This window comes from Mucilaginibacter arboris, assembly GCF_009754915.1.
Taxonomy (GTDB): domain Bacteria; phylum Bacteroidota; class Bacteroidia; order Sphingobacteriales; family Sphingobacteriaceae; genus Mucilaginibacter_A; species Mucilaginibacter_A arboris.
On the sequence record NZ_WPIK01000011.1, the window covers coordinates 117,364 to 144,194 of the forward strand.

Below are 26,831 nucleotides of genomic sequence, written 5' to 3' on the forward strand. Positions count from 1 at the left end.
ATCTCCTCCAAAATCCTACTTTTGCAAAAATCACTTTGTAGGTGATGGATACTGTTTTTATCACATAAAAATTTAAATCATAGTTGTAGATGATTAACTTAACACTTCCCGACGGCTCTGTCCGCCAGTACGACAAAGGCATTACGGCCATGCAGGTTGCCCGTTCCATTTCAGAAGGTTTGACCCGAAATGTTTTAGCTGCCGAAATTGACGGCAAAGTTTGGGATGCTAGCCGCCCGATTGAAGAAGATGCAAAAATTAGATTATTAACCTGGAACGATGCAGAAGGAAAAGCTACCTTCTGGCATTCCTCAGCGCATTTAATGGCCGAAGCTTTAGAAGCTTTGTATCCGGGCGTTAAACTTGGGATCGGCCCGGCTATAGAAACTGGTTTTTATTATGATGTTGATTTTGGCGATCAGCCGTTTTCTTCTGATGATTTTAAAAAGATCGAAGATAAAATGGCAGAACTGGCCAAAACCAAATCAGAATATATCCGCAAACCGGTTTCAAAAGCAGATGCTATTGAATATTTTACCGAAAAAGGTGACGAATACAAGCTGGATTTAATCAAAGATTTGCCGGATGGTTCCATTACCTTTTATTCGCAGGGAAATTTTACGGATTTATGCCGCGGCCCACATATACCCAATACTTCTTTTATCAAGGCAATTAAGTTAATGAGCGTTGCCGGCGCTTACTGGCGCGGCGATGAAACACGTAAACAACTGACACGCATTTATGGTGTTACCTATCCGAAACAAAGCGAGCTGACAGATTATTTGCACTTTTTAGAAGAAGCCAAAAAACGCGACCACCGCAAGTTGGGCAAAGAGCTGGAACTGTTTGCATTTTCAGAAAAAGTAGGAATGGGTTTGCCTTTGTGGTTGCCAAAAGGTGCAGCCTTGCGCGAAAAATTAGTAAGGTTTTTACAAAAAGCACAGGAAGAAGCCGGTTATGATCAAGTAGTTACACCGCATATCGGACATAAAAACTTATATGTAACATCCGGCCATTACGAAAAATATGGCGCTGATTCTTTTCAGCCGATAAAAACACCACAGGAAGGAGAGGAGTTTTTTCTGAAGCCAATGAACTGTCCGCACCACTGCGAAATTTACAAAACGAAACCCCGTTCTTATAAAGATCTTCCGGTCCGTTTTGCAGAATTTGGCACCGTTTACCGGTACGAACAAAGCGGCGAATTGCATGGTTTAACCCGCGTTCGTGGCTTTACGCAGGATGACGCGCATTTATTTTGTCGCCCGGACCAGGTAAAAGAAGAGTTTAAAAAGGTAATTGATATAGTACTTTATGTGTTTAAATCATTAGGTTTTGCTGATTATACGGCTCAAATTTCTTTGCGCGATCCGGAAAACAAAACCAAATATATCGGCTCGGAAGAAAACTGGTTGTTAGCAGAAGCAGCCATTATTGAAGCAGCGCACGAAAAAGGTTTGCCAACAGTAACCGTATTTGGCGAAGCGGCTTTTTACGGTCCTAAACTCGACTTTATGGTAAAAGATGCCTTGGGCAGAAAATGGCAGCTGGGAACCATCCAGGTAGATTACAATTTACCGGAACGTTTTGAGCTGGAATATACCGGAAGTGATAATCAGAAGCATCGCCCGGTGATGATCCACCGTGCGCCTTTTGGTTCGTTAGAAAGGTTTGTGGCTGTGTTAATTGAGCATTGCGCGGGTAATTTTCCGCTGTGGCTTACCCCTGAACAATATTCTATTTTACCCATATCGGAAAAATATGAAGAATATGCAAAAAAACTTTCAGAAACATTAAAAAAACACGATATTCGCGGTCTTATTGACCTGAGGGACGAAAAGATCGGAAGAAAAATTCGGGACGCTGAAGTAAAAAAGATACCATACATGCTTATCGTTGGGGAAAAGGAAGCAGCAGAAGGAACAGTTTCGGTAAGAAAACACGGTGAAGGCGATTTAGGCAGTATGACTACAGAAGAATTTAAATCATTAATAGAAAAAGAAATAACCATATAACTTGGCATTAAACAAACCAAATTTCAGCAGGGGCCCACGGCCTCCTTTTAAAAAGAAAGAAGCTGAACATAGTATCAATCAGTTCATCAGAGTTCCTGAAATTCGTTTAGTTGGAGATAACGTAGAACCCGGAATTTACAATACCAAAGTTGCTTTGGCAATGGCCGAAGAACAGGAGTTGGACCTGGTAGAAATTTCTCCGAACGCAACGCCTCCTGTTTGTAAAATTATAGACTATAACAAGTTTATTTACGAACAGAAGAAAAAGCTGAAAGAGATTAAGAGCAATGCCAAGCAAACTGTTATTAAAGAAATCCGTTTTGGCCCGAACACTGACGACCATGATTTTGAATTTAAGCTAAAACACGCTCAGAAATTCTTAGAAGCTGGCGAAAAAGTGAGGGCGTACGTACACTTTAAAGGAAGGGCAATTGTTTATAAAGAACAGGGCGAGATTTTATTGCTCCGTTTTGCCCAAGCCGTAGAAGAAGTTGGAAAAGTGGAACAGTTACCAAAATTAGAAGGGAAACGGATGTTCCTTACATTAGCACCTAAAGCAGCAAAAAAATAAATAGTTTAAAAAAAGATTATGCCAAAAATGAAAACCAATTCCAGTGCTAAAAAGCGTTTTAAGCTTACTGGAACCGGTAAAATTGCCAGAAAAAATGCTTTCAAAAGCCACATCTTAACCAAGATGTCAACCAAACGCAAACGTGTACTTGGTCACACCAGTTTAGTTTCTGCTGCGGACATGGGCAACGTTAAACGTATGTTAGCAATAGGAAAATAACTCATTATTTAACCAGGTATTCGGGTTTACAAGTTTTCTTTACTGAAACACCCACTACCAAAAACTCAAAAAAATGCCACGTTCAGTAAACGCAGTAGCGTCCCGCAGACGCAGAAAAAAAATAATGAACCTCGCCAAAGGTTATTGGGGTTCACGCAGCAAGGTTTATACCGTTGCTAAAAATACAGTTGAAAAAGGTTTACAGTATGCTTACCGCGACCGTAAAACCAAAAAAAGAGAGTTCAGAGGATTGTGGATCCAGCGTATCAACGCGGGTGTACGTCAGCACGGCATATCTTATTCTCAATTAATGGGGAAATTAAACAGTGCAAAAATCACTTTAAACCGTAAGGTTTTAGCTGATTTAGCCATGAACCATCCGGAAGCTTTTAAAGCTGTTGTTGATTCTGTAAAATAAAAAATGCTGCTTTAGCTTGAAAAGGGAACCTGAACAGGTTCCCTTTTTTTATTGACAATAATTTGCAGAACAAACATTTCTCTACTAACTTAGTATAGTATTTATAAACATTAAAATTTAAATTTATGAGTTTAAGACTGGGCGATAAAGCACCAAATTTCAAGGCAAAAACATCTGTCGGAGAAATTGATTTTTATACCTATTTAGGCGATAGCTGGGGAGTTTTATTTTCGCACCCTGGAGATTATACACCGGTTTGTACGACAGAGTTAGGAAAAACAGCATCTTTAAAAGATGAGTTTGAAAAACGCAATGTAAAAGTAATTGCATTAAGCGTTGACTCTGTAGAACAGCATAAAGGCTGGATCAATGATATTAACGAAACACAGGACGTGGAAGTTACTTTTCCGATCATTGCTGATGAAAACAGAGAAATATCAGAAGCTTATGATATGATCCATCCGAATGCTTCTGTTAATGCAACCATCCGTTCGCTTTTTATCATCGACCCAAACAAAATTGTAAAACTGATTATCAGTTATCCTGCATCCACCGGAAGAAATTTTCAGGAAATATTAAGAGTGATTGATTCGCTGCAATTAACGGCTTACCACAGCGTTGCTACACCCGCTGATTGGAAAGAAGGCGAAGATGTAGTGGTTTTACCAGCTATCAAAACAGAAGATATTCCTGATAAATTTCCTAAAGGTTTTACAGAAGTGAAACCTTATTTGAGAATGACGCCGCAACCCAATAAGTAGTAGGTTATTGTTTTTTGAGATGCTGTTTTTATGGGCATAAAAACAGCATCTTTTTTTGTTTTAATTATTTTTATTTTTCAGTATAGTTTTTTTAAATTAAACCACTAATTTAATTCTAATAAATGTTATGAAAACTGGAAAAGTAAAGTGGTTTAACACTCAAAAAGGTTATGGTTTTATCGTTACCGATGATGGTAAAGATCTGTTTGTACACTTCAAAGACGTTCAGGGAGGTGTAAATGCCATAAAAGATAACGACAACGTACAATATGATGTTGAAGAAGGAAGAAAAGGATTACAGGCAGTAAACGTAAAAAAAATCTGATATAAAACATATACTCATCGAAATTTAAAGCCTTTCATCATTTGAAGGGCTTTTTTTATGTCCTGAATTTTCATTTTTTCTTTGCTGATTTCTTTTTGAACAATCTATTTGCAAGAACGTTAAAAACAGATGCGTGTATTTTACAACGATTTACAACAGCAGTTTGAAAGGATACTGTTAAAACATTCTTTTTCTGCAACAAAAGCAGCTTTATGTTCAAAAATTTTTGCGGCTAATAGTTTAGACGGTGTTTATTCGCATGGCCTCAACCGTTTTCCTGTTTTTGTTGACCTGGTAAAAAATGGTTTAGTTAAACCGGAAGCAGAACCCGAAGTTTTAAGCGAAACCGGAACTTTGGCGCATTTGGACGGACATTTAGCGCCAGGGATGTACAATGCTTCTTTTGCAATGGAAAAAGCAGTGGACCTGGCAAAAACTAACGGAATAGGCTGTGTCAGCATCAAAAATACAAACCATTGGATGCGTGGCGGCACTTATGGCTGGCAGGCAGCAGATGCTGGTTGTATCGGTATTTGTTTTACCAACACCATTGCCAATGTTCCGCCCTGGGGAGGAAAAGAACCTCGTTTAGGCAACAATCCGATTGTAATTGCGGTGCCAAAAGCAGCAGGACATATGGTCCTGGATATGGCAGTTTCCCAATATTCGTACGGCAAGTTACAGGAACACGAACTGAATAAACAACCGCTTCCGTTTCCCGGAGGTTATGATGAGGAAGGAAATTTAACAACCGATGCAGCAGCCATCCGTAAAACTGAAAGGGCTTTACCCATTGGCTTATGGAAAGGTTCCGGATTATCATTGATGCTGGACATCGTACTTACGGCTTTAACCGGAGGAAAATCAACCAAAGAAATTACGGCTGCCGGAAAAGAATCTGGCGTATCACAAACTTTTATTGCTATTTATCAGCCTGACCTTCACCAAAATCTCATCGAACAAATTATTTCTTTTACTAAATCCAGCGAAGCGGATGAAAACGGAGGAAAAATTTGGTATCCGGGAGAAAAAACACTGATCACCAGAAATAAAAATACAGCAGAAGGTATTCCGGTAAATGAAGAAATTTGGCGAGCTGTCTGTCAACTTTAATTAGCCTGTACCTTTAAACTTTCTTTTGCGTTTACTATCCAATAATTCAAAAAACTGGATTAAAATGCGCTTAAAAATAAACCACTTAAAATTCCTGCTTGTTGTTCCTTTATTTTTAAGTGTATCTTTTATAAAAGAAGATGCTTCTTTTACCAGCAAAGATTTTAGTTTTAAAGCTGAGGTCCTCAGCCAGATCAATCAAATCCGTGCCCGTGGTTGCAATTGCGGTACAACTTACATGCCTCCGGTAGCGCCTGTTGTTTGGAACGATCGTTTGGCAACTGCCGCTGCTGCCCATGCAATGGATATGGCCAATCACAATTACTTTAGTCATGAAAGCCAGAATGGCGATCATATTCGCGACCGGTTTGAGAAAGCAGGTTACGGAACTGCCGGTTTTCAGCGTTACATAATAGGCGAAAATATTGCCGCCGGACAACAATCCATCGAACAAGTGAACCAGGAATTATTTAAAAGCGAGAAGCATTGTAAAAACCTGATGAACCCGGCATTTAAAGAAATAGGCGCTTATGTTTACAATTACTATTGGGTAGAAGATTTTGGCGGAAGGTATCCTTTTGGTACAAAAGACCTTGCTTTGGTTAAACAGCAGGATAACCATACCAATTTTTAGGCGATAAAAACAGCATCACCAAAATCTCTAACCTTTACCACATGAGTTCCAAAAGCGCTTCGTAGTCTTTATCGGCCATTTTATAATTGTTCACCGTTATTTTATTTAACTGAAAGCTTTGTAAAATTTGCTGTTTTTCTGTTGGACCGATACCTGCCTGAGAAAGCCTTACCGGAACCCCGATATACTGGTAAAAATCCTCCAGCTTTTTTACAAATCCGTTTGCAGTAGCATCGTAATCAAAACTTTCGGAAGCAAAAATATGCTTCGCCAAAAACCTGATCCGGTTTAAATATCGGTATTGATGATACTTCAGCCAGGCACATAAAACAATAGCTAAAGATGCGCCGTGCCCAATCTCGTAACGCATATCCAAAGCAAAAGCAATACTCGAAATACTTTTATCCGTATAATTTCTTCCATTGCTCAATGTATCATTCAAGGCCAAAGTTGCCATCCACATCAAGTTGGCCCGTAACTGGTAATCCTGCAAATTCTGCATCACTTCTTTACCGTTTTGGATAGCCAGGCGCACCAAATCAGCCGTAAAATAATCGGTTAAAGGCGCATCACCTTCGTTCAGAAACTGCTGAATGGCATAAGCAATCATGGTAGAAACGCCAAAAGCAGTTTGCCTGGCCGGAACGGTAACAGAATAATAAGGGTCGAGAAAGGCAGCTTTTGGATAAAATAAAGGCGAGCTGAACTCTTTTTTGATTCCGGTTTCCGGATCGCTCAAAACAGAATTATTGTTCATGGCCGAACCGGTAGAAGCAATGGTTAAAATATTTAAAACCGGAAGTGCTTTTTGCGGCGGTGCTTCTTTTAGCATATAAAAATCCCAAACGGAATGGTTGCTGTAATAACCAATAGCCGCAGCTTTGGCCACATCAATGGCCGAACAGCCGCCAATAGCAATAATTACTTCTGCCAGGTAAGCCTTTGCTTTTTTAACAGCTTCATCGGCATCCAGGTAACTGGCGCTTGCTTTTACACCTTCATGGGTAATATGTTCCAGGCCGGCCATATTCATTAAAGAAACTACGCGGGCGTATAAACCGTTTTTTTTAGCAGAACTTTCCCCGATAACCACTAAAGCTTTTTTCCAGGAAATTTCTCCGGGAAGCTGGTCTGCAACTTCCCGTCCGAAAATTACTTTTGTAGGATTATACTGAACAAAATTTTCCATCAGGCTAAGATAATCCGAATTTTGAATAATTACAGATTGCTTTTACAGCGCAAATTACAAATGCTTCTTTTATCATACTTTTAATTGTAAAGGCTTTTGCTTTTCATCCTTTGAAATTAAATATATTTACAACCTTTATAATTCCACAAATCATAATTTAAATGACTGCTTTAGATTCTGCAAACAAAAAGAACATCGTTTTTTTAGTCATTGTTGCTGCCTTAGGTTATTTTGTTGATATCTATGACCTGGTGATTTTTTCTATCGTCAGGCTGCAAAGTTTTAAAGATATAGGCGTAAAGCCGGAAAACATGCGGCTAAACGGAGAATTTGTACTGAACATGCAAATGGGTGGCTTATTATTAGGTGGGATTTTATGGGGGATTATTGGCGATAAATTTGGCCGGATTAAAGTGTTGTTTGGTTCGATTTTACTGTATTCGATAGCTAATTTTCTTAACGGATTAGTGCATTCTATTGAAATGTACGGTTTGGTGCGTTTTGCTGCCGGTATTGGCCTGGCTGGAGAGTTAGGCGCAGGGATTACTTTAGTAAGCGAAACCATCAGCAAAAAAAATCGTGGTTATGGTACCATGATGGTAGCGGTAGTTGGTTTATTTGGTGCAGCAGTTGCAGCAACAGTAGCCAAACATTATACCTGGCAAATGGCTTATTTTGTTGGTGGCGGATTAGGCTTTTTATTGTTGTTGCTGAGAGCGGGAACATTTGAAAGCGGTATGTTTAAAGAAGCAAAACATGCAAATGTAAGCAGAGGAAACATGCTGATGCTTTTTACCAGCCGCAAAAGGTTTTTTAAATACTTGTATTGCATTTTAATTGGTGCACCGCTTTGGTACGTGGTTGGTATTTTAGTTACGCAAGCGCCTGAAATAGGAAAAGCACTGCATGCAACCACTGTTTTAAGCGCTGGTACAGGCATTTTATATACTTATTTTGGTATTGCTGCCGGCGATTTGGTAGCAGGATTATTAGCCCAATTTACAAAATCACGAAAGCTAACGATGATGGTTTTTCATGTTCTTTCGCTTATCAGTGTTTTTGTTTATCTGCAAAGTACAAATATCAGTGCACAGCAATTTATTTGGCTTTGCTTGTTTATGGGTTTTAGCTGCGGTTACTGGGCAACGTTTGTAACTATTGCTTCCGAACAATTTGGCACCAATATCAGGGCAACGGTTACTACTACGGTACCCAACTTTGTAAGAGGCGCATTAATACCAATTACTTATGGTTTTGAAAAATTAGTGGCAAATTACGGGATTATCACCAGCGCCCGGGCCATGATGGTTTTGCTTGTTGTAATTGCATTTTTCTCTATCAATCAGCTAAAAGAAAGCTTTGGGAAAGACCTGGATTATATGGAAGATGACCAGCATGAGCCAAACTCAACTACTGCCATAAACGTATAAACAGGATTAAAGAATAAGATATTTAACCTCAAAAATAGTGTTGTGATGATTACGAAAGAACAGATTGCAGAAGAATATCAATCGATCCAGGACGAGATTTGCGAGGCATTAACACAATTGGATGGCAAAGCACATTTTGAGCAGGAAATATGGCAGCGGGAAGGCGGCGGCGGTGGCCGTACCAGAATTATCCAGAACGGAAACCTGATTGAGAAAGGCGGCGTAAATTTTTCTGCAGTGCATGGCCAGCTTTCAGATGGTTTAAAAAAGGTATTGAATGTAGATCAGGATGATTTTTTTGCAACGGGTGTTTCTATCGTAATCCATCCAAACCATCCCTGGGTCCCCATCATCCACATGAATATCCGTTATTTTGAAATGCCTTCTTCTGTTTTTGGCGATAAACCAGTTCGTTGGTTTGGCGGCGGAATTGATTTAACGCCTCATTATGTGATAGAAGAAGATGCACGGTTTTTCCACCGGCAGCTTAAAAACTGCTGCGATACTTATCACCGCGAATTTTATCCCCGTTTTAAAACCTGGGCCGATGAATACTTCTTTATTAAACACCGGCACGAAACACGTGGCATCGGTGGTATTTTTTATGATCGGCTGGCAGCTAATGATGAACTGAGCTGGGTTGATATTTTTGAGTTTTCTAAAAGTGTTGGCCGTACTTTTATTCCGGTTTATTCTGAACTGGTTAACCGCAACCGAAATAAAACCTACAACGAGGAGGAGCAAAACTGGCAGTACCAGCGCCGCGGCCGTTATGCAGAATTTAATTTAGTTTACGATGCCGGTACTAAATTCGGACTGGAAACGAATGGCCGTGTAGAATCGATCCTGATGAGCCTGCCGCCGCAAGCACGCTGGATGTATAACCACCAACCAGCCCCGGGCAGTAAAGAGGAGAAAACCCTGGACTTTTTGCATAAAGGTATTGATTGGGCAAGTTAGAACAATGCTTCTTTTACCGGCATAAAAAAAGGTGTGGTAAAAGAAGCATTTATCGTACAAATCCTGGGATCATTATCCGTATTTTTCGCTCTTTTTACGGTTTAAATTCTTAATTTCGCGTGTTAAATCGCGGTAATGGCAGGGCTTGCCTATTACCATTTTTTAAGAACCTAAAATGTAACAATGGCCGAAGAAACAGGTAATGAACAGCAACATCCGGAAGACAGGATAATTCCGATTAATATTGAAGATGAAATGAGATCAGCCTACATCGATTATTCGATGTCGGTTATTGTTTCCAGGGCTTTGCCCGATGTTCGGGACGGTTTAAAGCCCGTACACCGCCGTGTACTTTTTGGCATGCTCGATCTGGGTTTAAATGCCACCAAACCTTATAAAAAATCAGCCCGTATTGTTGGTGAAGTAATGGGAAAGTATCATCCGCATGGTGACTCTTCTGTTTATGATACTATGGTACGTATGGCGCAGGACTGGAGTTTACGTTATCCGTTAGTAGACGGACAAGGAAATTACGGTTCTGTTGATGGCGATAGCCCGGCAGCAATGCGTTATACAGAAGCGCGCCTTCGACGTATTGCCGAAGAAATGCTGGCCGATATTAACAAAGACACCATCGATTACCAGCTTAACTTTGATGATTCGATAGAAGAACCTACTGTTCTACCGGCGCGCATACCAAATTTACTGGTAAACGGGGCATCTGGTATTGCGGTAGGAATGGCTACGAATATGGCACCCCACAATTTAAGGGAGGTAATAGATGCCACAGTAGCTTATATTGATAACCGCGACATCGAGATCAGCGAGTTGATGCAGCACGTTAAAGCGCCTGATTTTCCTACAGGCGGTATTATTTACGGTGTAGAAGGTATCCGCGAAGCGTTAGAAACAGGCCGTGGCCGTGTAGTTTTAAGGGCGAGAGCTGAAATTGAAACGCATGGGCATGACCGCGAAAGGATTATTGTAAGCGAAATACCTTATCAGGTTAACAAATCGATCATGATCAAAGCCACGGCTGATCTGATCAATGATAAAAAAATTGAAGGGATTTCTGATATCCGCGATGAATCTAACCGCGAAGGCATTCGCATTGTTTACGAGATCAAAAAAGATGCTAATGCAGCTATCGTACTAAACAACCTTTATAAATACACTTCCCTGCAAACTTCTTTTAGCGTTAATAATATTGCACTGGTAAAAGGAAGGCCAATGCAGTTGAACCTGAAAGACCTGATACATTATTTTGTGGAGCACAGGCATGAAGTTGTAATTCGCCGTACCCGTTTTGAATTGGCAGATGCACAAAAACGTGCACATATTTTAGAAGGTTTACTGATTGCATTAGACCATTTGGATGAAGTAATCCGGTTAATCAGAAATTCTGGAACACCAGATGAAGCCCGCGAAGGTTTGATCACTCAGTTTGAATTGAGCGACATACAGGCACGTGCAATTCTGGATATGACGCTACGCCGTTTAACCGGACTGGAGCGCGATAAAATTAAGGCGGAATATGCGGAATTAATGAAGCAGATTGATTACCTGAAATCGATTTTGGCAGATGAAAGTTTACGGATGCAGATCATTAAAGATGAACTGGCTGAAGTAAAAGAAAAATACGGTGATAAACGGAAAACCGAGATCATGCATTCTTCCGCAGAAATGATGACGGAAGATTTCATCGAAAACGAAGACGTAGTTATTACTATTTCCCGCGAAGGTTATATTAAACGTACACCATTAACAGAATATCGTACACAGGGCAGAGGCGGAAAAGGTTCTATCGGCAGCAACAGTCGCGATGCTGATTTTATCGAACATTTATTAATTGCTTCTAACCATAACTACATGTTGTTTTTTACAGAAGCAGGCCGCTGTTTCTGGCTGCGTGTTTTTGAAATTCCGGAAGGGACACGGACTTCCAAAGGCCGTGCCATTCAGAACATTATCAATATTCCGAAGGAAGAAAACATCAAAGCATATATTAAAATCATCAACCTGAAAGACAAGGAATACTTAGAGAACAATTTTATAATTATGTGTACCAAAAAAGGTATCATTAAAAAAACTTCTCTCGAAGCTTATTCCCGTGTTCGTTCAAATGGTATCAATGCCATCAACATTAATGATGGCGACCAGTTATTAGAAGCAAGGTTAACTACCGGAAGCAGTGAAATTTTAATGGCTTTGCGTTCCGGCCGTGCGATAAGGTTTAACGAAAAAACAGTTAGGCCGATGGGTAGGACAGCAACTGGTGTAAGAGGGATTTCGCTGGATACCGACAATGATGAAGTAGTTGGCATGATTGCCATTAACAGCTCTGAAACCACCGTTCTGGTTGTTTCTGAAAATGGATATGGCAAACGGACGGATATTGAAGATTACCGTGTTACCAACAGGGGAGGAAAAGGTGTCAGGACATTGAACATTACAGAAAAAACAGGCTTACTGGTAGCCATAAAAGATGTTACGGATAAAGATGACCTGATGATTATCAACCGTTCGGGCATTATCATCCGGATTGCTGTAAGTGGTTTACGTTCAATGGGAAGGGCAACACAAGGCGTTCGGCTAATTTCTTTAAAAGAAGGAGATGCCATTGCATCTGTTGCAACAATTGAAAAGGAAGAAGAAGTTGCTGCCGAAATTGAAGAAGCCGTTGAACATCTTTTAGATGCTGAAAACCCAATGACAAACCAGGAACATCCGATCGACAATGAAGATGACGAAGATGAACCGGACATTGAACCGGAAGAAGATGAAGATGGTTTGGATGACGGCGCTGATTTGGACGACGACGAAACGGAAGAAAATCAACCCGAAAAGTAAATGTTGAAGATGGCGCGAAAGCTTCTTTTATCAATACTTTTTTTAGTTAAAGCCACATCCTTCGCTTTTTCGCAATCCGAAGAACTGAAGGATGTGTTTAATAACCTGGCTTTCTATGATCAGAAACACGATTTAAAATACCTCGGCGAAGCTAAAAAAGCAATTGATAAAACGATACAAACGCGGGCAGACTCGGCAAAAATGTACAAAAGCGTTTACAAAGCAGTAGTTTATTCGACTATTGCTTATGCAGATTCGCTAAATACTTTGAAAATGCCGGATAACTTCCTCAGCACTACTAACATTTATGCTGATACTCTTTTTAAGAAGAAAAAAGTTTACAACTACTCGCCGGAGATTACTTACATCAAAAGAAACTTAGCCAACGCGTATATCAGAAGAGGTTTTAATGATCTGCAGCGCAATAATTATCGTTCTGCAGTAGATAATTTTGAAAAAGCCCAGGCTATTTTCCCCACAGCCGAACATCTTGAAGTTTATATGGCTTACGCCGTAAACCGGATGGGAGAGCTGAACAAAGCTGCTGCCTATTATGATAATTTGTTACAAAACGGTAAAGCAGGGGCAGAGGTTGTTTTAACAGCAGAAAAAATTTATAAAATACTTGGCGATACTACAAAAGCATTAAACGCCATAAAAACAGCCAGGGCAATTTATCCTGACAATAAAAAACTGCTCTTTGAAGAGGCCAATATTTATAATAACAAAAAGGATTACGTTGCGTTAAGAGGCTTAATTGAGGGTTTGGTTAAAGCAGAACCTGAAAATTATGATATTAATTTTCTTGCTGCTGTTTGTTATGACCATTTAAACCAAACAAATAAGGCAGAAATTTTTTATAAAAAAGCAATTCAGTTAAACCGGAAAAGCTATGACCCTTTTTTTAATTTAGGTGTTCTATATATGAAAAGGGGGGCGGCAGAACCGGCTAAATCTGCAGAAGATTTTGACCTTGCCCGTAACTATCTCGAAAAAGCGAATGAAATGAACCCCAATGACCCGCAGTTTTTACAAACCTTAAAGTTACTTTACGATAAAACTGGTAATTTGGCCCAAGCTAACAGAATAAGCACTCAACTAAATCAGATTATAAATTAATTTAACCATGAAAACAAAGTATGTAATAGCAAGTGTATTTACACTTGTAGTTTCTACAACTGCCATGGCGCAGAAATCAGAACTTGCAACAGCAAAAACCGAATACGACAAATACACAGTTGTTAGGACCGGTAAAATTGCACAAACAAGTTTAGGCACAGCAAAAGAATCTATAGACAAAGCTGCTGCAAACGACAAAACAGCACAATTACCACAAACTTATGCCTTAAAAGCAGCTATTTATGGCTCTTTGGCTAATGATACTACGCAGCAATCAAGAGAGAATTTAATAACTACTGCCCAAGATGCTTATAAAAAAGCACAGGATGCAGACACAAAAGGCGAAAACAAAAAACTGATCGATGATGCTAAAATACAAATTGCCAATTATCAGTTAAATAAAGGGGTGAAGGATTACCAGAGCGGAAAATATGACTTAGCTTATACTGCTTTTGACAATTACCGCCAGTCTTTTCCCGAAGATACCAACGCTATTTTATATACTGGTTTAGCAGCAGCTAATGCTAAGAACAATGATGCAGCCATCAGCAATTACAAAAAATTGGTTACTACCAAATATTCTAAAAGTTTAGGGGTTTACCAGGATTTAGTTACGCTATACCTGCAGAAAAAAGATACGGCTTCTGCCATTAAAGTGATGGATGAAGCAACTAAAAAGTATCCTAAAAATGCAGAATTGGCAAAACGCGAAATTGAATTAAATATCCAGGCAGGAAACAAAAAAGAAGTAACCCAAAAGCTTGAAACAGCTATTGCAAATGATCCGAAAAACAAAGCTTTGTATTATTATGCTGGTTTAACTTATTCTTCAGCAAAAGATTATGCTAAAGCCCAAGAGTATTACCAAAAAGCCTTAGATATTGATCCTAATTATTTTGAAGCAAACCTGAATATGGGTTTTGTGATTATGAGCCCGGCAATTGATATTTTTAATAGCGCCAATAAACTTCCGGCTAACAAACAAAAAGAATATCTGGCAGCAATTGCAAAATCAAATGCAATGTTTACAAAGGCTGAACCGTATATTTTAAAAGCAACAGAAGTTAACCCAACATCAGTTGATGCATTAAACAATTTGAAAACAGTTTATATCGGCAAAAAAGAAGATGCCAAAGCAGCAGCTGTTCAAAAAAGGATTGATGCACTTAAAAAATAACGGTTGAGATAATTTTTTTTTGACAACAAAAGAGCTGGCTGATAAAGCCGGCCCTTGTTGTTTACGATCGAAATCTAAAATGTGAAAATTTACTTAAAAGCTGTTTAAACTATATTCTAATTATTAGCGATGCTTCTTTTATCGCCTAAAAATCATCAAGGCTTGTGTGAATGATAAATTCATCTCCCAGCTTCATCTAATGGATGCCATGCTTCTTTGATGCGTGTAAATTTTATTTTTTATATTCTGTATCCAAAAAAGGATAGAAATTGCCTGAATTTCAAGTGAAAAATTTTAAAGCAGGTTGCATACTCTTATATCGCCTGCGCCATAAACTGAAATTTGAAGAAAAAGAATAGGGATAAAATTAAAACTCAAATAAGTATAACTATTGAGAATATCCTTACTTTTATATAAAGAAGTTGTTTAAACTTTTTTTTCTGGCCCTCTTTTTTTGGGGTTCGATGCTTCTTTTATCGCCTATAAATGTTGGTCGTCAGGTTTTGTTTTTAGAGGCCGGTGCTTTTTTTATCACCTAAAAATGTTAACCATTGTTTTTTTGATCGATTAAATACAAACACCAGTTTTTACCCGGTTAATCACTAAAGACCTATAAGGTTTTGAAAACATTATAGGTCTTTAGTGATTAAATGTAAACACCAATTTTACCCGGTAAAAGAAGCATGGGCACCAAACCTGAGTATGCCTAAGGATCAAATTTAAATTGCAACCATTAGAAACTGTTTAAATTTTGTTGAGTAATAATTTTATGGAGGCCAAATAAATCATTGCCTGGCTGGACTGGAGCAGGAACTCGAAGTCTTTGCTTAGCCGTCTAAAGTTTTCCAGCCAGGAAAAAGTCCTTTCCACAACCCATCGTTTCGGGCTTACCTTTCCTTTGGCTTCGTCTTTTATTTTAGGTGATATAATTATTTCATAACCGAATTCCTTCTTCGTGTTACCGATCAGTTCTCCTTTATAGCCACCATCTGCATAGATGACTTTTATTCCATGTTGGTTTTCCCTCAAGTCTTTAATAACTAAGTACGCAGCCTTACTGTCATGAAAGTTTGCAGGATGGACGATATTATTTACAATGTTCCCCATTGTATCTACTGTTATATGGCGCTTGCGCCCTTTGATCTTCTTGTTTCCGTCAGTGCCACTAAAACCACCTTTGCGCGTTGTTTTAACAGACTGGCTATCTATAATTACGGCCGAGCACTGGCTATTGCGCTTATCCTTTCTGCGGACATCTTCCCTTAACATATCGTTTATGTGCAATAAATCATCGTTGTCCGCCATTTTGAAAAATAGTAATAGACCAGTTCCCATTTAGGATAGCAGGAAGGTAACAGCCTCCACTGACAGCCGGTCTTTAAAACATAAAACACAGCGTCAATATCCTCCCGCAAGGTATGTTTCCTAATCCGCTTTGTACCTGTTAAATATTTTTCTATCTTTTGCCACTGGGCATCACTTAAATTTTGAGATTTCATGGTTTGTTGTCGTAACTCAAACCAAGGATTTTTATCAGACTTTTCGTAATGCCCTTTATAGCTTTTTTAACATCACATTTTTAAACAGTTTCTTACTTTTATATAAAATAAATATCGTTAGTATAAAAACTATTTTCCCTAAATGATTGTTTTTTTTAAATATATCTGTACTTCTGTTAAGTTTTCAAGCCGATGCTACATTATAATTTTTACTTCCCTGCAAGCCTGTTTAAATTTTGTTCAGGATGATTGACATGCTTCTTTTATCACCTAAAAATTTGCATTTGCCATTTGTTTTTTATACCGAACAGTGTCAAATTCAAATTTTATAGTGCTAAAAGAAGCATCAGTTTTTTTGATACGAATTTAAACAGGTCCTGAAATGGCAAAAGATCTTCTTTTATTCACAGCACAATCCATATTTGATGCTGCTTCTCCTCAAGCGGAAAAAATCCGTTCATTAACCATAGGTTTTATTTGGGCATCTTCAGCTATGATGTTACTGGTGGCATTGCTTGCCATATATATTCCTATAAAATATCGTGCTAAAAACAGTATATCTGAACCCAAACAAATTACTGGCAATCGCAGGCTTGAAATATTAATGGTTGGTGTGCCGATGGTATTAGTGATTGTATTTTTTTTCTGGTCTTTAACTACTATGAGTGCTGTATTACCTGCAAGAGGCACAGCAATTCCTGATTTAACCATTACGGGACATCAGTGGTGGTGGGAAGCACGTTACTCAAAATCAAAAGTTATTGCTGCAAACGAAATTCACTTACCGGTTGGAAGAAGGTTGCTACTACAGTTGAATTCTACAGATGTAATACACGATTGGTGGGTTCCTGCTTTAGGTGGAAAGATGGACATGATACCCGGAATAAATAATTATTTGTGGGTAACCATAAATAAACCGGGAATTTACGAAGGCGCATGCAGTGAATTCTGCGGGCAGCAGCATGCCTGGATGCGTATCCGGGTAGTAGCGCAACTACCAACTGATTATCAGCACTGGCTGGATGCAAACCAGGCAGATGAAAAGCAGCCAAATGATTCTTTGGTTACAGCAGGCCAGGCATTGTTTACTTACGCTTCTTGTAGTAGTTGCCATAGCATAAACGGTACCGGGGCTGCCGGTTTGCAAGGCCCAAACCTTACCCATTTTGGCAGCCGGAAAACAATGCTTGCAGGAATGTTAGACAATACGCCTGAAAATTTATACAGGTGGCTGACTGATCCCCAAAAAGTAAAACCAGGGGCACATATGCCACGTTTTATTTTCGGGCAGGACAGTATCCGTGCACTTACTGCTTACCTTGCACAACTAAAGTAATGGAAGAGAATTACTTACAAGTACCCGAACCCGAGCAAGCTTTGCCTGATTTAAGTATTAGCAGTAGTCAGGGCGTTTTGCAATGGATATCTTCTGTGGATCATAAACAGATCGGCATCATGTACCTGTGGTTATCCGTATTGTTTCTTGTTATCGGCGGACTTGAAGTTTTAGTGGTACGCCTACAGTTAGCTGTTCCTAACAACCACTTACTTTCGCCTGAAGCGTATAATCAACTGTTTACAATGCACGGCACAACCATGATATTTTTTGTGCTTACACCTGCAATATTTGGTTTTGCTACCTACCTGCTGCCATTAATGATCGGGGCTAATGATATGGCTTTTCCAAGGCTGAACGCCTTTAGCTTTTGGGCTACTTTTTTTGGAGGAATATTACTTTATTTTAGTTTTTTGGCAGGAGGAGCGCCCGATGCAGGGTGGTTTAATTATGCGCCGCTCAATCAATACAATTATTCATCTTCTCCGGGTATTGATTACTACTGCTTCGGTTTGTTGCTTTCAGGAATCGGAACAGTTTCGGCTTCTGTAAACTTTGTTGTTACCATTTTGAAATTCAGGATTGGATCGATGAGCCTCAAACAAATGCCTCTTTTTGTTTGGATGATCCTGATTAATTCTTTTTTAGTGCTTGCTGCTTTTCCTTCACTCAATGCTGCGCTGATTATGCTTTTGCTCGACAGGCAGCTTCACGCGCACTTTTTCAGTTCAGCCAGCGGTGGATCTGCCATTTTATGGCAGCATCTGTTCTGGCTTTTTGGCCACCCTGAGGTATATATCCTTATCCTGCCCATCTTCGGGATCTTCTCGGAGGTATTTCCGGTATATAGCCGCAAACCTATATTTGGTTATGCATTTGTAATAGGGTCTGGAGTGGCCATTGCTTTACTGGCATTTGGCGTTTGGGTGCATCACATGTTTGCCACTGGTTTAGGCAATACAGTCAATAATTTTTTTGCCGCCAGCAGTTTGTTAATCGGCGTTCCTACAGGTGTCAAGATATTTAACTGGCTTGCTACCATGTACGGAGGTGCCATTCGTTTCAAAGTTTCGATGCTTTTTGCTATTGCTTTTCTGGTCGAGTTTACCATCGGTGGTTTAAGCGGTGTGTCTTTTGCCATCGTACCTATTGATTGGCAGCTCACAGATACTTACTATGTAGTAGCGCATTTACATTATGTTTTTATAGGAGGAAGCCTTTTCGGGCTGTTTTCAGGCTTGTTCTACTGGTTTCCAAAAATCAGCGGAAAAATGCTTGATGAACAGTTGAGCCGCTGGTTTTTCTGGCTGTTTGTAGCCGGATTTAACCTTACCTTTCTGGTACAGCATGCACTTGGCGCAATGGGAATGCCACGGCGAGTATACACTTACCCAAACCTACCGGGCTGGGCAATTCTAAACCTCATTTCAACAGTCGGTGGTTTTTTAATGGCTATCGCGGTTGGCTTGTTAATTTATATTATAGTAAAAGGAATCAGAAGTGGGGATAAAGCTGCTGCTGATCCATGGGATGCAAATACGCTGGAGTGGATGACTTCTTCACCCCCTGAATTAAAAAATTTCGATCGAGTTATGCCTGTAAAAAGTACAAGGCCTTACCGTGATTATAAAAGGCCGGAAGACGCTGACTGGAAAAAGCCAAATAAATATGGGAAATAAATTAATGATGAAGCTGGTAATCGGCACAGAAGCGATGTTTTTTGTATCGCTGATCATGGCTTTCGTTTATTTTTCTTTTGGAACTGGTTTTAAAACCCAGTTGTTGCATCATCTGGATATTAAAACTACAGGTGTATTTAGTATCATGCTTTTTTCAAGCAGTTTTACTTACTGGAGGGCCGAAGTGAATTACAGAAAAAATGATATCAAACGTTTAAAGTTCTGGTTAATATTTACTTTAATCTTAGGTATTATTTTTCTATTAGGACAAGCCAGGGAATATAGCAAGCTACTGCACGAAAACGTCAGCATCAGCAGTAGTTCTTTTGGCACTAGTTTTTTTACCCTTACTGGTTTTCATGGCTTACATGTTTTTATAGGCCTGATTGTTATCGGTATCATTACTTGCCTGGCTTTTGCGGGTGATTATAACAATTCAGCATCTTCAATAATCAGTACCGTAGGCATGTACTGGCATTTTGTGGATATCGTTTGGGCTTTTGTATTTCTTTTGGTTTATGTTACACCTCATTTTATATAGCTATGGAGATGAAACCGATTATTTACCAATGGCACTTCAACCTTTTTGTTGTACTGTTTTTAGCGGGTTTAATATTATTATATTATAGAATTTCCGGTTTCAAACGAACAAATAATAACCTTTGCTTCACTTTAGCCATTCTTCTGTTCCTGCTTGCCGAGTGCTCACCTTTGCATTTTTTAGGCATGCACTATTATTTCTTTGCACACATGATATCGCATATTGTACTTCTGCTGATGTGCGGCCCGCTATTAGTTCTCAGCATACCTGATAAATGTCTTGATCCTTTTGAAAATGGGATATCTGCATTCTCAAAAATATTAAGTAAATATAGCTGGATAGCTTGGTTGACCGGCGTTCTGGTCATGTGGTTTTGGCACATTCCTGCCATTTTTGATGCTTCGTTTGTTGCTATGAACAAAGTAACAAGTATAGTTCCGCTTATACATGCTGGCAGTATGCTTTTTGCCGGTGCTGTTTTTAGCTGGCCAATTTTGGGCCCAGACAAAAAGCTGCACGTTCACCCGCTTGCTGGTATTGTCTATCTTTTCACTGCCTGCGTAAGCTGTTCTTTACTTGGGCTGCTTATTACTTTCGCACCTCTTACTACCTATCATCATTATGATAATGGATTGTCGGGAATGGCTGGGAGCAATCCCTGGAACATTTCCCAAATTACCGATCAACAGGCAGCCGGACTAATTATGTGGGTTCCCTGCTGCTTTGTCTATCTAACTGGTTGTATTTATTTGTTACAGCGATGGTTTGCCAATACCAGTTATTCAAATGAAAAAAGTATTGATCTTAAAACCACTGTACATCATGAATGAAATAGCGAATCAGCAAACCAAAATAACACCCGAAGCAGATTGGGAAAAGGCAAAACCAGAAGTGTTGCCAAAACCTACTTACTGGCCGTTTTTTCTGGTAATGGGGCTTACGTTTATGTTTTGGGGAATGCTTACTACATGGGTAATCCTGACAGCCGGTATCTTGATTTTTATAACGGCATTGGCAGGCTGGATAAATATATTAAGACATGAATAAAGAATCAACAGACGAAAAGCGGAGGGGCTTTTTAGTCAAACTTAGTCTTGGTTTAGGTGCTTTGGCCGCGGTAATAGCCGGAGTGCCGGTTTTTAGTGCTTTGTTTGCACCTTTGATCGAAAAAACCCCAAAGTTTTGGCGTAAAGTTGGCGAACTGGATGGCTTTGATATCGGTGCCACAAAACTCGTTACCTTCGAAAACGCAGATGCAGAAAAATGGTCTGGCATTACTTCGCATACGGCGGCCTGGCTCAGGCGCGATGCAGTAGATAAGTTTACTGCATTTTCGGCTAATTGCACCCATTTAGGTTGCCCGGTAAGGTGGGAGGCAGAAGCAAGTTTGTTTATGTGCCCTTGCCACGGCGGTGTTTATTATAAAGATGGCTCGGTTGCAGCAGGCCCTCCGCCAAAAGCTTTAGTGCAGTATCCAACAAGAATTTCTAACAATACTGTTGAAATACAAACTTCTCCCATACCTATTACCAGCATCAGCGCTTAACAGTTCGGTATGAAAACATTAAAAAAGATTTGGTATTGGATTGATGACCGCAGCGGCTTTACAGAAATATTTTCGCCGCTTTTAAAGCATCTGGTACCGCCAGGCGCTAAATGGAGCTATGTATTTGGCAGTGCCACGTTGTTTTGCCTGGTGTTACAAGTCGTAACCGGGGTTGCCTTGTCCTTACTTTATCAACCATCATCGGCTGAGGCTTATCAATCTTTACAGTTTATTACCCACCGGGCAGCATTTGGAAATATATTGCGCGGGATGCATTATTTCGGTGCTTCGATGATGATTATTATGGTGAGTATCCACATGATCCGGGTATATCTTACTGCAGCCTACAAATATCCGCGCGAAATGGCATGGATCAGCGGTGTATTACTATTTTTCCTTACAATCGCCATGGGGTTTACAGGCCAGTTATTACGCTGGGATTCTAACGGCGTATGGTCTTCTGTCGTAGCAGCAGAACAATTAGGAAGATTGCCCTTCATCGGTAAATTTGCCGCACGCTTATTACTTGGCGGAAATACGATTAACGGACATAGTTTGAGCAGGTTTTACTCTTATCATGTATTCATTATTCCGGCAATCATTTTCTTATTTGTTGGATATCATCTCATGCTGGTTATCCGGAACGGGATTTCAGAACCGCCAAAAGTGGGAAGGTTAGTTGATCCAAAAACTTATCGCAAATGGTACCAGGATATGCTGAAGGACAAAGGCATTCCTTTTTGGCCTTATGCCGCCTGGCGTGATGTTGTTTTTGGGGTCGGAACCATTATTACAATTATAATTCTTGCAATTGTTTTTGGTCCGCCTGAATTAACCACGCCACCAAATCCGGCGCACTTGAATACTACGCCCACACCGGATTGGTACATGCTTTCCATTTTTTCTTTGTTTGCCTTGATGCCTGCCAGGATTGAATCCTACATGATCATTATCGGGCCAATGCTTACAATCCTGATTTTGCTGGCATTGCCTTTTGTAAGCAACAAAGGCGAACGTCATCCCATCAGGCGGCCTTGGGCGGTTTTTGGCTCAGCATGCGTGATCATATTTGTTTTTACACTGTTTCTACTTGGAGAAAAAGCACCCTGGTCGCCACGCTTTGAAGCCAAACCATTAACAACAGCAAATATACAATCCTCCGATACCGAAATTAATGCGGGTGCGGCCTTGTTCTATAACAAAGGATGTTTATACTGTCATAAGATCAATAATCAGGGCGGAATAAAAGGGCCAGACCTTTCTCAAATAGCGCAGCGGCTGTCTAAAGGGGATATGATTATCCGGATTGTAAATGGCGGGGGCAACATGCCTGCTTACGGCGGGATACTTAATAAAAAAGAACTAACGGAGGTAGTTGTATTTTTACAAAGCAGAAAATAGAACCCAGTGGCGAGAGTAGGTTAAGAATATCACAATTGCATCAGCATAAAGCCAATGCTTCTTTTACCTTATAAAAATTGGTATTTGTTCCTATTAATCAATTAAGATCAAACACTTACATTTTTTTACTGATAAAAGAAGCATCGAAACTATATCAAAAACACTTAAAAATAAACAACAATGAGATTTAGTAATAAAATTTGCCTGGTAACCGGCGGAGGTTCCGGAATTGGCCGTGCCACCTGTATCCAAATGGGAAAAGAGGGTGGGACCGTAATTGTAATCGACCGCGACAGCAAAAGCGGGAACGATACCGTAGGTACCATCACCAAGAATGGTGGCTCGGCCATGTTTGTTATGGTAGATGTTGGCGTGCCCGAACAAATTGAAAAATGTGTACAAACGGTGGTAGATAAATACAATAGGGTAGATGTAGTTGTTAACGACGCTGCAATGATGACCTTTAAAAAAATTGTTGACTTATCTATCGAAGACTGGGACAAGGTGCAGGGTGTGAACCTCCGTTCGGTGTTTGTATTCTGCAAATTCTGCCTTCCGCACATGAAAAACGGTGCCGTGGTAAATGTAAGCTCGGTTCATGCTTTTCAAACAAAGCCAACCGTTTTGCCTTATGCTGCCAGTAAAGGAGGAATAGAAGCATTTACCAGGGGGTTAAGCCGCGAGTATAAAGCAGAACAGGCACGCTTTAATTGCGTTGCGCCTGGCGCTGTCAACACGCCGATGTTATGGGCAAACCCGGAAGTTAAAGACGGGGATGAAAAAATTACAGGTGAAGTTGGCCAGCCCGAAGACCTTGCCGCAGCTATTTGTTTTATGGCATCAGACGAAGCAAAATTTATTAACGGCACTACTTTGGTAGCCGATGGTGGCCGGCTTGACATTTTATAAATTTTAGAAACATTACCCCATGAACAAATTTATTTTTGCCACTGGCATCGAAAACAGCTATCCAACCATAATAGTAAACGGGAAAAAAGTACGCATAGATGAAATGAAAAAAACCGGTCATTACGGTCGCTGGAAGGAAGATTTTGGCCTGGTAAAAGAGATGGGGATTGAGTTTTTGCGTTATGGGCCTCCGTATTATTCCACTCACTTAGGTGCCGGAAAATATGATTGGAGTATTGCAGATGAAACTTTAAAAGAACTAAATAACCTATCCATAAAACCTATTATTGATCTTTGTCATTTTGGCGTGCCGGATTGGATCGGTGATTTTCAAAATACCGACTGGCCTGTCCACTTCGGCGAATACGCCAAAGCATTTGCGCAACGTTATCCAGACCATTTATTTTATACGCCAATTAACGAAATTTTTGTTTGTGCCATGTTCTCCGCTCAGTATGGCTGGTGGAATGAGTGTTTAAGCAGCGACAAAGCTTTTGTAACTGCATTGAAAAACCTATGCAAAGCAAATGTACTGGCTATGAACGCTATTTCAGAGGTTCAGCCTAAAGCTACTTTTATTCAGAGCGAATCATCAGAATATTTTCACGTGGAAGAACCGGATTGCCGTGAAACAGCTGATTTTCTGAATCAGAAACGCTTCCTTTCATTAGATCTTTCTTACGGCCATTCGGTAAGTGTTGATATGTACTTGTACCTTTTGGCTAACGGAATGACTGCCAAGGAATACAAGTGGTTTATGGACAATAAGGTAATCAGGACCAAGTGTATTATGGGGAATGATTATTATGCAAGTAACGAACACATGGTACATGCAGACGGTAGCACTTCTGCTTCCGGAGAAATCTTTGGATATTATGTGATTACTCAACAGTATTATGACCGTTACCGGCTTCCGGTCATGCATACCGAAACCAACATTAGCAAACCCGGCTCAGTGGATTGGTTAAAAAAGGAATGGGCAAACATTTACCGTTTTAAACAGGATGGTTTTCCAATCGTGGGTTTTACCTGGTTTAGCCTGCTTGATCAGGTGGATTGGGATTCTGCACTGCGTAACGATGCCGGTAACGTTAATCCGTTGGGCTTGTATGACCTTGACCGAAATATCCGGCCGGTAGGAAAAGCTTACAAACATTTAATTGCACTATGGAGGCCTGTACTGAAAAAAGAAAATTTTGGTTTGAAAATGTATTTATAGAAGGTACTTTCTATCTTGATCCGGCCCTTAGTTTTATTATACATCAAAATATTTCTTGCCCGCAAGCTTAGATTATACCTTTAAATTCAAACTGATAATATATTTAGATAATATTATACTTAACATAATAATTATTATAAGACGCTTAATATGTGTTAAAAGTATAGGAATTACTGATTAAGGATGATTAATAATTATAGGTTTTATCTATACTGGATAGATAATAAATATCAGTATAAGAGCTTATTGAATAGTTTTTTAAACTACAGTGTAATAAATTTGTAGTAACTAAAAAACTAAGCTATGATTGATCCGAAAAAAAATCCGTTGGCAAGCGCTGCTGCCACAGATTCCTCCGAAGAAAACAATCTTCTGACTACCAGGCAAGGTCATCCGGTTTATGATAACCAGAACTTACGGACCATTGGTAACCGCGGTCCGGCAACTTTAGAAAATTATCATTTTCTGGAAAAAATTTCTCATTTCGACCGAGAGCGTATTCCAGAACGTGTTGTACATGCACGCGGTGCCGGTGCCCATGGCATTTTTGAAGCTTATGGAACAGTTGGAAATGAACCAATTGCAAAATATACCCGCGCTAAATTTTTGCAGGAAAAAGGCAAAGAAACGCCTTTATTTGTCCGCTTTTCCAGTGTGATCCATGGTGGGCATTCGCCGGAAACCTTGCGCGACCCACGTGGTTTTGCCGTAAAAATGTACACCGAAGAAGGCAATTGGGATTTGGTTGGAAACAACTTAAAAGTATTTTTTATACGTGATGCCATGAAATTCCCTGATCTGGTACATGCTTTTAAACCAGATCCTGTTACTAACCGCCAGGATGGAGAACGTATTTTTGATTTTATCAGCAATACGCCTGAAGCCATGCAAATGATTACTTTCCTGTTTTCCCCTTGGGGGATCCCGGCAAATTACCGGCAGATGCAAGGTTCTGGTGTAAATACCTATAAATGGGTTAATGAAGCTGGCGTAGCAGTTTTGGTAAAATACCATTGGGAACCATTGCAGGGCATCAAAAATTTAACGCAGGAAATGGCGGAAGAAATCCAGGGCAAAAACTTTAACCATGCTACCCAGGATTTGTACGATGCCATTGAAAAAGGTGAATTTCCGCAATGGGAACTAAATGTTCAGATTTTAAGTGACGACGAACACCCGGAACTGGATTTCGATCCTTTGGATGATACTAAGATCTGGCCGAAAGAACAGTTTCCATGGTTGCCGGTTGGCAAAATGACCTTGAACCGTAATCCTGTAAATTATTTTGCTGAAGTAGAGCAAGCTGCATTTGGAACAGGTGTTCTGGTTGACGGACTGGAGTTTTCTGACGATAAAATGCTGCAAGGCCGAACCTTTTCTTATTCTGATACACAACGTTACCGGGTTGGAACAAACTATCTGCAATTGCCAATTAATGCGCCCCGACAAAAAGCAGTGACCAACCAACGCGACGGACAAATGGCTTACCATCAGGATTTATCAACTGGTATTAATGCCCATGTTAATTACGAACCATCAACTTTAGGTGGCGTAAAAGAAGCACCAAAATCTGGTAAAGACTATACGCCACTGTACAATGCGAAATTGGTAAGGGAAAAAATCAGCCGGCAGAATAACTTTAGCCAGGCGGGAGAAACGTACCGGAATTTTGAAGATTGGGAAAGAGAAGACCTGATTAAAAACCTGGTGAGTACCCTCGCTCCTGTTAAACAACATATTCAGGATAAAATGATCGAACTTTTCACGCAATGTGACGCCGATTATGGACAACGTGTTGCAGCAGGTTTAAAGCAATTTAAAGGTACTGATCATGCCGGAAGCCCTATTGGTTCTGCGCACACAGACGAAGCTGTAAAACAGGCCGAAGAAGAATCTACAGAAGCCAGGCCCTATTAATAG

The 26,831-nt window shown here is 39.9% G+C and carries 26 protein-coding genes; 23 read left to right on the top strand and 3 right to left on the bottom strand.

The window, feature by feature from the left end; all coding sequences use genetic code 11:
• Window positions 1–89: 89 nt before the first annotated feature.
• From thrS to GO621_RS13280, 8 genes are all read left to right on the top strand, one after another.
• The gene (thrS, locus tag GO621_RS13245; RefSeq protein WP_157567803.1) at window positions 90–2,015 is read left to right on the top strand and encodes a threonine--tRNA ligase; all 1,926 of its coding nucleotides are present in this window, start codon (window positions 90–92) and stop codon (window positions 2,013–2,015) included.
• Window position 2,016: 1 nt separating this feature from the next.
• Window positions 2,017–2,586, top strand: a complete 570-nt coding sequence (gene infC, locus GO621_RS13250) for a translation initiation factor IF-3 (RefSeq protein ID WP_157567805.1) — start codon at window positions 2,017–2,019, stop codon at window positions 2,584–2,586.
• An 18-nt stretch (window positions 2,587–2,604) separates the two neighbouring features.
• Complete coding sequence (rpmI, locus tag GO621_RS13255; RefSeq protein WP_157567807.1) at window positions 2,605–2,805, top strand: 50S ribosomal protein L35; 201 nt, start codon at window positions 2,605–2,607, stop codon at window positions 2,803–2,805.
• A 73-nt stretch (window positions 2,806–2,878) separates the two neighbouring features.
• Window positions 2,879–3,223, top strand: a complete 345-nt coding sequence (gene rplT, locus GO621_RS13260; RefSeq protein WP_157567809.1) for a 50S ribosomal protein L20 — start codon at window positions 2,879–2,881, stop codon at window positions 3,221–3,223.
• Between the two features lie 125 nt (window positions 3,224–3,348).
• Window positions 3,349–3,984, top strand: a complete 636-nt coding sequence (locus GO621_RS13265) for a peroxiredoxin (protein ID WP_157567811.1) — start codon at window positions 3,349–3,351, stop codon at window positions 3,982–3,984.
• Between the two features lie 127 nt (window positions 3,985–4,111).
• A complete protein-coding gene (locus tag GO621_RS13270; protein ID WP_157567813.1) occupies window positions 4,112–4,309 on the top strand; it encodes a cold-shock protein in 198 nt (65 codons plus the stop codon).
• A 129-nt stretch (window positions 4,310–4,438) separates the two neighbouring features.
• Window positions 4,439–5,422, top strand: coding sequence for a 3-dehydro-L-gulonate 2-dehydrogenase (gene yiaK, locus GO621_RS13275; protein ID WP_157567815.1), 984 nt, complete (start codon window positions 4,439–4,441; stop codon window positions 5,420–5,422).
• A 64-nt stretch (window positions 5,423–5,486) separates the two neighbouring features.
• Window positions 5,487–6,056 (top strand): CAP domain-containing protein, encoded by a 570-nt coding sequence (locus tag GO621_RS13280; protein WP_157567817.1) that lies wholly within the window; start codon window positions 5,487–5,489, stop codon window positions 6,054–6,056.
• Window positions 6,057–6,090: 34 nt separating this feature from the next.
• Here the strand turns inward: GO621_RS13280 and GO621_RS13285 are convergent, their stop codons facing one another.
• Complete coding sequence (locus GO621_RS13285) at window positions 6,091–7,245, bottom strand: iron-containing alcohol dehydrogenase (protein ID WP_157567819.1); 1,155 nt, start codon at window positions 7,243–7,245, stop codon at window positions 6,091–6,093.
• 161 nt (window positions 7,246–7,406) lie between these two features.
• Here GO621_RS13285 and GO621_RS13290 point away from each other — a divergent pair, with 161 nt between their 5' ends.
• From GO621_RS13290 to GO621_RS13310, 5 genes are all read left to right on the top strand, one after another.
• Complete coding sequence (locus GO621_RS13290; RefSeq protein WP_157567821.1) at window positions 7,407–8,675, top strand: MFS transporter; 1,269 nt, start codon at window positions 7,407–7,409, stop codon at window positions 8,673–8,675.
• A gap of 45 nt (window positions 8,676–8,720) precedes the next feature.
• Window positions 8,721–9,635 (top strand): oxygen-dependent coproporphyrinogen oxidase, encoded by a 915-nt coding sequence (gene hemF / locus GO621_RS13295; protein WP_157567823.1) that lies wholly within the window; start codon window positions 8,721–8,723, stop codon window positions 9,633–9,635.
• 183 nt (window positions 9,636–9,818) lie between these two features.
• Window positions 9,819–12,485, top strand: coding sequence for a DNA gyrase subunit A (gene gyrA, locus GO621_RS13300; RefSeq protein WP_157567825.1), 2,667 nt, complete (start codon window positions 9,819–9,821; stop codon window positions 12,483–12,485).
• Window positions 12,486–13,604, top strand: a complete 1,119-nt coding sequence (locus GO621_RS13305) for a tetratricopeptide repeat protein (protein WP_157567827.1) — start codon at window positions 12,486–12,488, stop codon at window positions 13,602–13,604.
• 7 nt (window positions 13,605–13,611) lie between these two features.
• The gene (locus tag GO621_RS13310; RefSeq protein WP_157567829.1) at window positions 13,612–14,781 is read left to right on the top strand and encodes a tetratricopeptide repeat protein; all 1,170 of its coding nucleotides are present in this window, start codon (window positions 13,612–13,614) and stop codon (window positions 14,779–14,781) included.
• A gap of 744 nt (window positions 14,782–15,525) precedes the next feature.
• Here the strand turns inward: GO621_RS13310 and GO621_RS13315 are convergent.
• Together GO621_RS13315 and GO621_RS19420 are read right to left on the bottom strand one after the other, a co-directional pair.
• Window positions 15,526–16,086 (bottom strand): IS5 family transposase, encoded by a 561-nt coding sequence (locus GO621_RS13315; RefSeq protein ID WP_198170241.1) that lies wholly within the window; start codon window positions 16,084–16,086, stop codon window positions 15,526–15,528.
• Window positions 16,056–16,280 (bottom strand): transposase, encoded by a 225-nt coding sequence (locus GO621_RS19420; RefSeq protein ID WP_198170242.1) that lies wholly within the window; start codon window positions 16,278–16,280, stop codon window positions 16,056–16,058. Before GO621_RS19420 ends, GO621_RS13315 begins: the two co-directional genes overlap by 31 nt.
• A 382-nt stretch (window positions 16,281–16,662) precedes the next feature.
• Between GO621_RS19420 and coxB the strand changes: the two genes are divergently transcribed.
• The 10 genes from coxB to GO621_RS13365 all read left to right on the top strand — a co-directional run bounded on the left by coxB (window position 16,663) and on the right by GO621_RS13365 (window position 26,828).
• Window positions 16,663–17,616, top strand: a complete 954-nt coding sequence (gene coxB, locus GO621_RS13320; RefSeq protein ID WP_157567831.1) for a cytochrome c oxidase subunit II — start codon at window positions 16,663–16,665, stop codon at window positions 17,614–17,616.
• Window positions 17,616–19,295 carry a cytochrome c oxidase subunit I gene (gene ctaD / locus GO621_RS13325; protein WP_157567833.1) on the top strand — a complete coding sequence of 560 codons (1,680 nt, stop codon included), beginning with the start codon at window positions 17,616–17,618 and terminating at the stop codon, window positions 19,293–19,295. Before coxB ends, ctaD begins: the two co-directional genes overlap by 1 nt.
• A complete protein-coding gene (locus tag GO621_RS13330) occupies window positions 19,285–19,836 on the top strand; it encodes a cytochrome c oxidase subunit 3 (protein ID WP_157567835.1) in 552 nt (183 codons plus the stop codon). The genes ctaD and GO621_RS13330 overlap by 11 nt, the downstream gene beginning before the upstream one ends.
• 8 nt (window positions 19,837–19,844) lie before the next feature.
• Window positions 19,845–20,666 carry a cytochrome c oxidase assembly protein gene (locus GO621_RS13335; RefSeq protein WP_198170243.1) on the top strand — a complete coding sequence of 274 codons (822 nt, stop codon included), beginning with the start codon at window positions 19,845–19,847 and terminating at the stop codon, window positions 20,664–20,666.
• A complete protein-coding gene (locus GO621_RS13340; RefSeq protein ID WP_157567850.1) occupies window positions 20,659–20,883 on the top strand; it encodes a hypothetical protein in 225 nt (74 codons plus the stop codon). The genes GO621_RS13335 and GO621_RS13340 overlap by 8 nt, the downstream gene beginning before the upstream one ends.
• Window positions 20,876–21,382: a QcrA and Rieske domain-containing protein gene (locus GO621_RS13345; protein ID WP_157567852.1), complete on the top strand. Its 507-nt coding sequence runs from the start codon at window positions 20,876–20,878 to the stop codon at window positions 21,380–21,382. The genes GO621_RS13340 and GO621_RS13345 overlap by 8 nt, the downstream gene beginning before the upstream one ends.
• A 9-nt stretch (window positions 21,383–21,391) precedes the next feature.
• The gene (locus tag GO621_RS13350; protein WP_157567854.1) at window positions 21,392–22,783 is read left to right on the top strand and encodes a cytochrome b N-terminal domain-containing protein; all 1,392 of its coding nucleotides are present in this window, start codon (window positions 21,392–21,394) and stop codon (window positions 22,781–22,783) included.
• A gap of 180 nt (window positions 22,784–22,963) precedes the next feature.
• Entirely contained in the window at window positions 22,964–23,692 is a 729-nt protein-coding gene (locus tag GO621_RS13355) for an SDR family NAD(P)-dependent oxidoreductase (RefSeq protein WP_157567856.1), read from the top strand.
• 19 nt (window positions 23,693–23,711) lie between these two features.
• Window positions 23,712–24,911, top strand: coding sequence for a family 1 glycosylhydrolase (locus GO621_RS13360; RefSeq protein ID WP_157567858.1), 1,200 nt, complete (start codon window positions 23,712–23,714; stop codon window positions 24,909–24,911).
• A 303-nt stretch (window positions 24,912–25,214) separates the two neighbouring features.
• Window positions 25,215–26,828, top strand: coding sequence for a catalase (locus GO621_RS13365; protein ID WP_157567860.1), 1,614 nt, complete (start codon window positions 25,215–25,217; stop codon window positions 26,826–26,828).
• Window positions 26,829–26,831: the final 3 nt, after the last annotated feature.

What these genes read in the sequence shown, in the direction of transcription:
- thrS (WP_157567803.1), top strand. Translation starts at nt 90, where the DNA reads ATGATTAACTTAACACTTCCCGACGGCTCTGTCCGCCAGTACGACAAA.
- rpmI (WP_157567807.1), top strand. Translation starts at nt 2,605, where the DNA reads ATGCCAAAAATGAAAACCAATTCCAGTGCTAAAAAGCGTTTTAAGCTT.
- rplT (WP_157567809.1), top strand. Translation starts at nt 2,879, where the DNA reads ATGCCACGTTCAGTAAACGCAGTAGCGTCCCGCAGACGCAGAAAAAAA.
- GO621_RS13265 (WP_157567811.1), top strand. Translation starts at nt 3,349, where the DNA reads ATGAGTTTAAGACTGGGCGATAAAGCACCAAATTTCAAGGCAAAAACA.
- GO621_RS13270 (WP_157567813.1), top strand. Translation starts at nt 4,112, where the DNA reads ATGAAAACTGGAAAAGTAAAGTGGTTTAACACTCAAAAAGGTTATGGT.
- yiaK (WP_157567815.1), top strand. Translation starts at nt 4,439, where the DNA reads ATGCGTGTATTTTACAACGATTTACAACAGCAGTTTGAAAGGATACTG.
- GO621_RS13280 (WP_157567817.1), top strand. Translation starts at nt 5,487, where the DNA reads ATGCGCTTAAAAATAAACCACTTAAAATTCCTGCTTGTTGTTCCTTTA.
- GO621_RS13285 (WP_157567819.1), bottom strand. Translation starts at nt 7,245, where the DNA reads ATGGAAAATTTTGTTCAGTATAATCCTACAAAAGTAATTTTCGGACGG.
- GO621_RS13290 (WP_157567821.1), top strand. Translation starts at nt 7,407, where the DNA reads ATGACTGCTTTAGATTCTGCAAACAAAAAGAACATCGTTTTTTTAGTC.
- hemF (WP_157567823.1), top strand. Translation starts at nt 8,721, where the DNA reads ATGATTACGAAAGAACAGATTGCAGAAGAATATCAATCGATCCAGGAC.
- gyrA (WP_157567825.1), top strand. Translation starts at nt 9,819, where the DNA reads ATGGCCGAAGAAACAGGTAATGAACAGCAACATCCGGAAGACAGGATA.
- GO621_RS13305 (WP_157567827.1), top strand. Translation starts at nt 12,486, where the DNA reads ATGTTGAAGATGGCGCGAAAGCTTCTTTTATCAATACTTTTTTTAGTT.
- GO621_RS13310 (WP_157567829.1), top strand. Translation starts at nt 13,612, where the DNA reads ATGAAAACAAAGTATGTAATAGCAAGTGTATTTACACTTGTAGTTTCT.
- GO621_RS13315 (WP_198170241.1), bottom strand. Translation starts at nt 16,086, where the DNA reads ATGGCGGACAACGATGATTTATTGCACATAAACGATATGTTAAGGGAA.
- GO621_RS19420 (WP_198170242.1), bottom strand. Translation starts at nt 16,280, where the DNA reads ATGAAATCTCAAAATTTAAGTGATGCCCAGTGGCAAAAGATAGAAAAA.
- coxB (WP_157567831.1), top strand. Translation starts at nt 16,663, where the DNA reads ATGGCAAAAGATCTTCTTTTATTCACAGCACAATCCATATTTGATGCT.
- ctaD (WP_157567833.1), top strand. Translation starts at nt 17,616, where the DNA reads ATGGAAGAGAATTACTTACAAGTACCCGAACCCGAGCAAGCTTTGCCT.
- GO621_RS13330 (WP_157567835.1), top strand. Translation starts at nt 19,285, where the DNA reads ATGGGAAATAAATTAATGATGAAGCTGGTAATCGGCACAGAAGCGATG.
- GO621_RS13335 (WP_198170243.1), top strand. Translation starts at nt 19,845, where the DNA reads ATGAAACCGATTATTTACCAATGGCACTTCAACCTTTTTGTTGTACTG.
- GO621_RS13340 (WP_157567850.1), top strand. Translation starts at nt 20,659, where the DNA reads ATGAATGAAATAGCGAATCAGCAAACCAAAATAACACCCGAAGCAGAT.
- GO621_RS13345 (WP_157567852.1), top strand. Translation starts at nt 20,876, where the DNA reads ATGAATAAAGAATCAACAGACGAAAAGCGGAGGGGCTTTTTAGTCAAA.
- GO621_RS13350 (WP_157567854.1), top strand. Translation starts at nt 21,392, where the DNA reads ATGAAAACATTAAAAAAGATTTGGTATTGGATTGATGACCGCAGCGGC.
- GO621_RS13355 (WP_157567856.1), top strand. Translation starts at nt 22,964, where the DNA reads ATGAGATTTAGTAATAAAATTTGCCTGGTAACCGGCGGAGGTTCCGGA.
- GO621_RS13360 (WP_157567858.1), top strand. Translation starts at nt 23,712, where the DNA reads ATGAACAAATTTATTTTTGCCACTGGCATCGAAAACAGCTATCCAACC.
- GO621_RS13365 (WP_157567860.1), top strand. Translation starts at nt 25,215, where the DNA reads ATGATTGATCCGAAAAAAAATCCGTTGGCAAGCGCTGCTGCCACAGAT.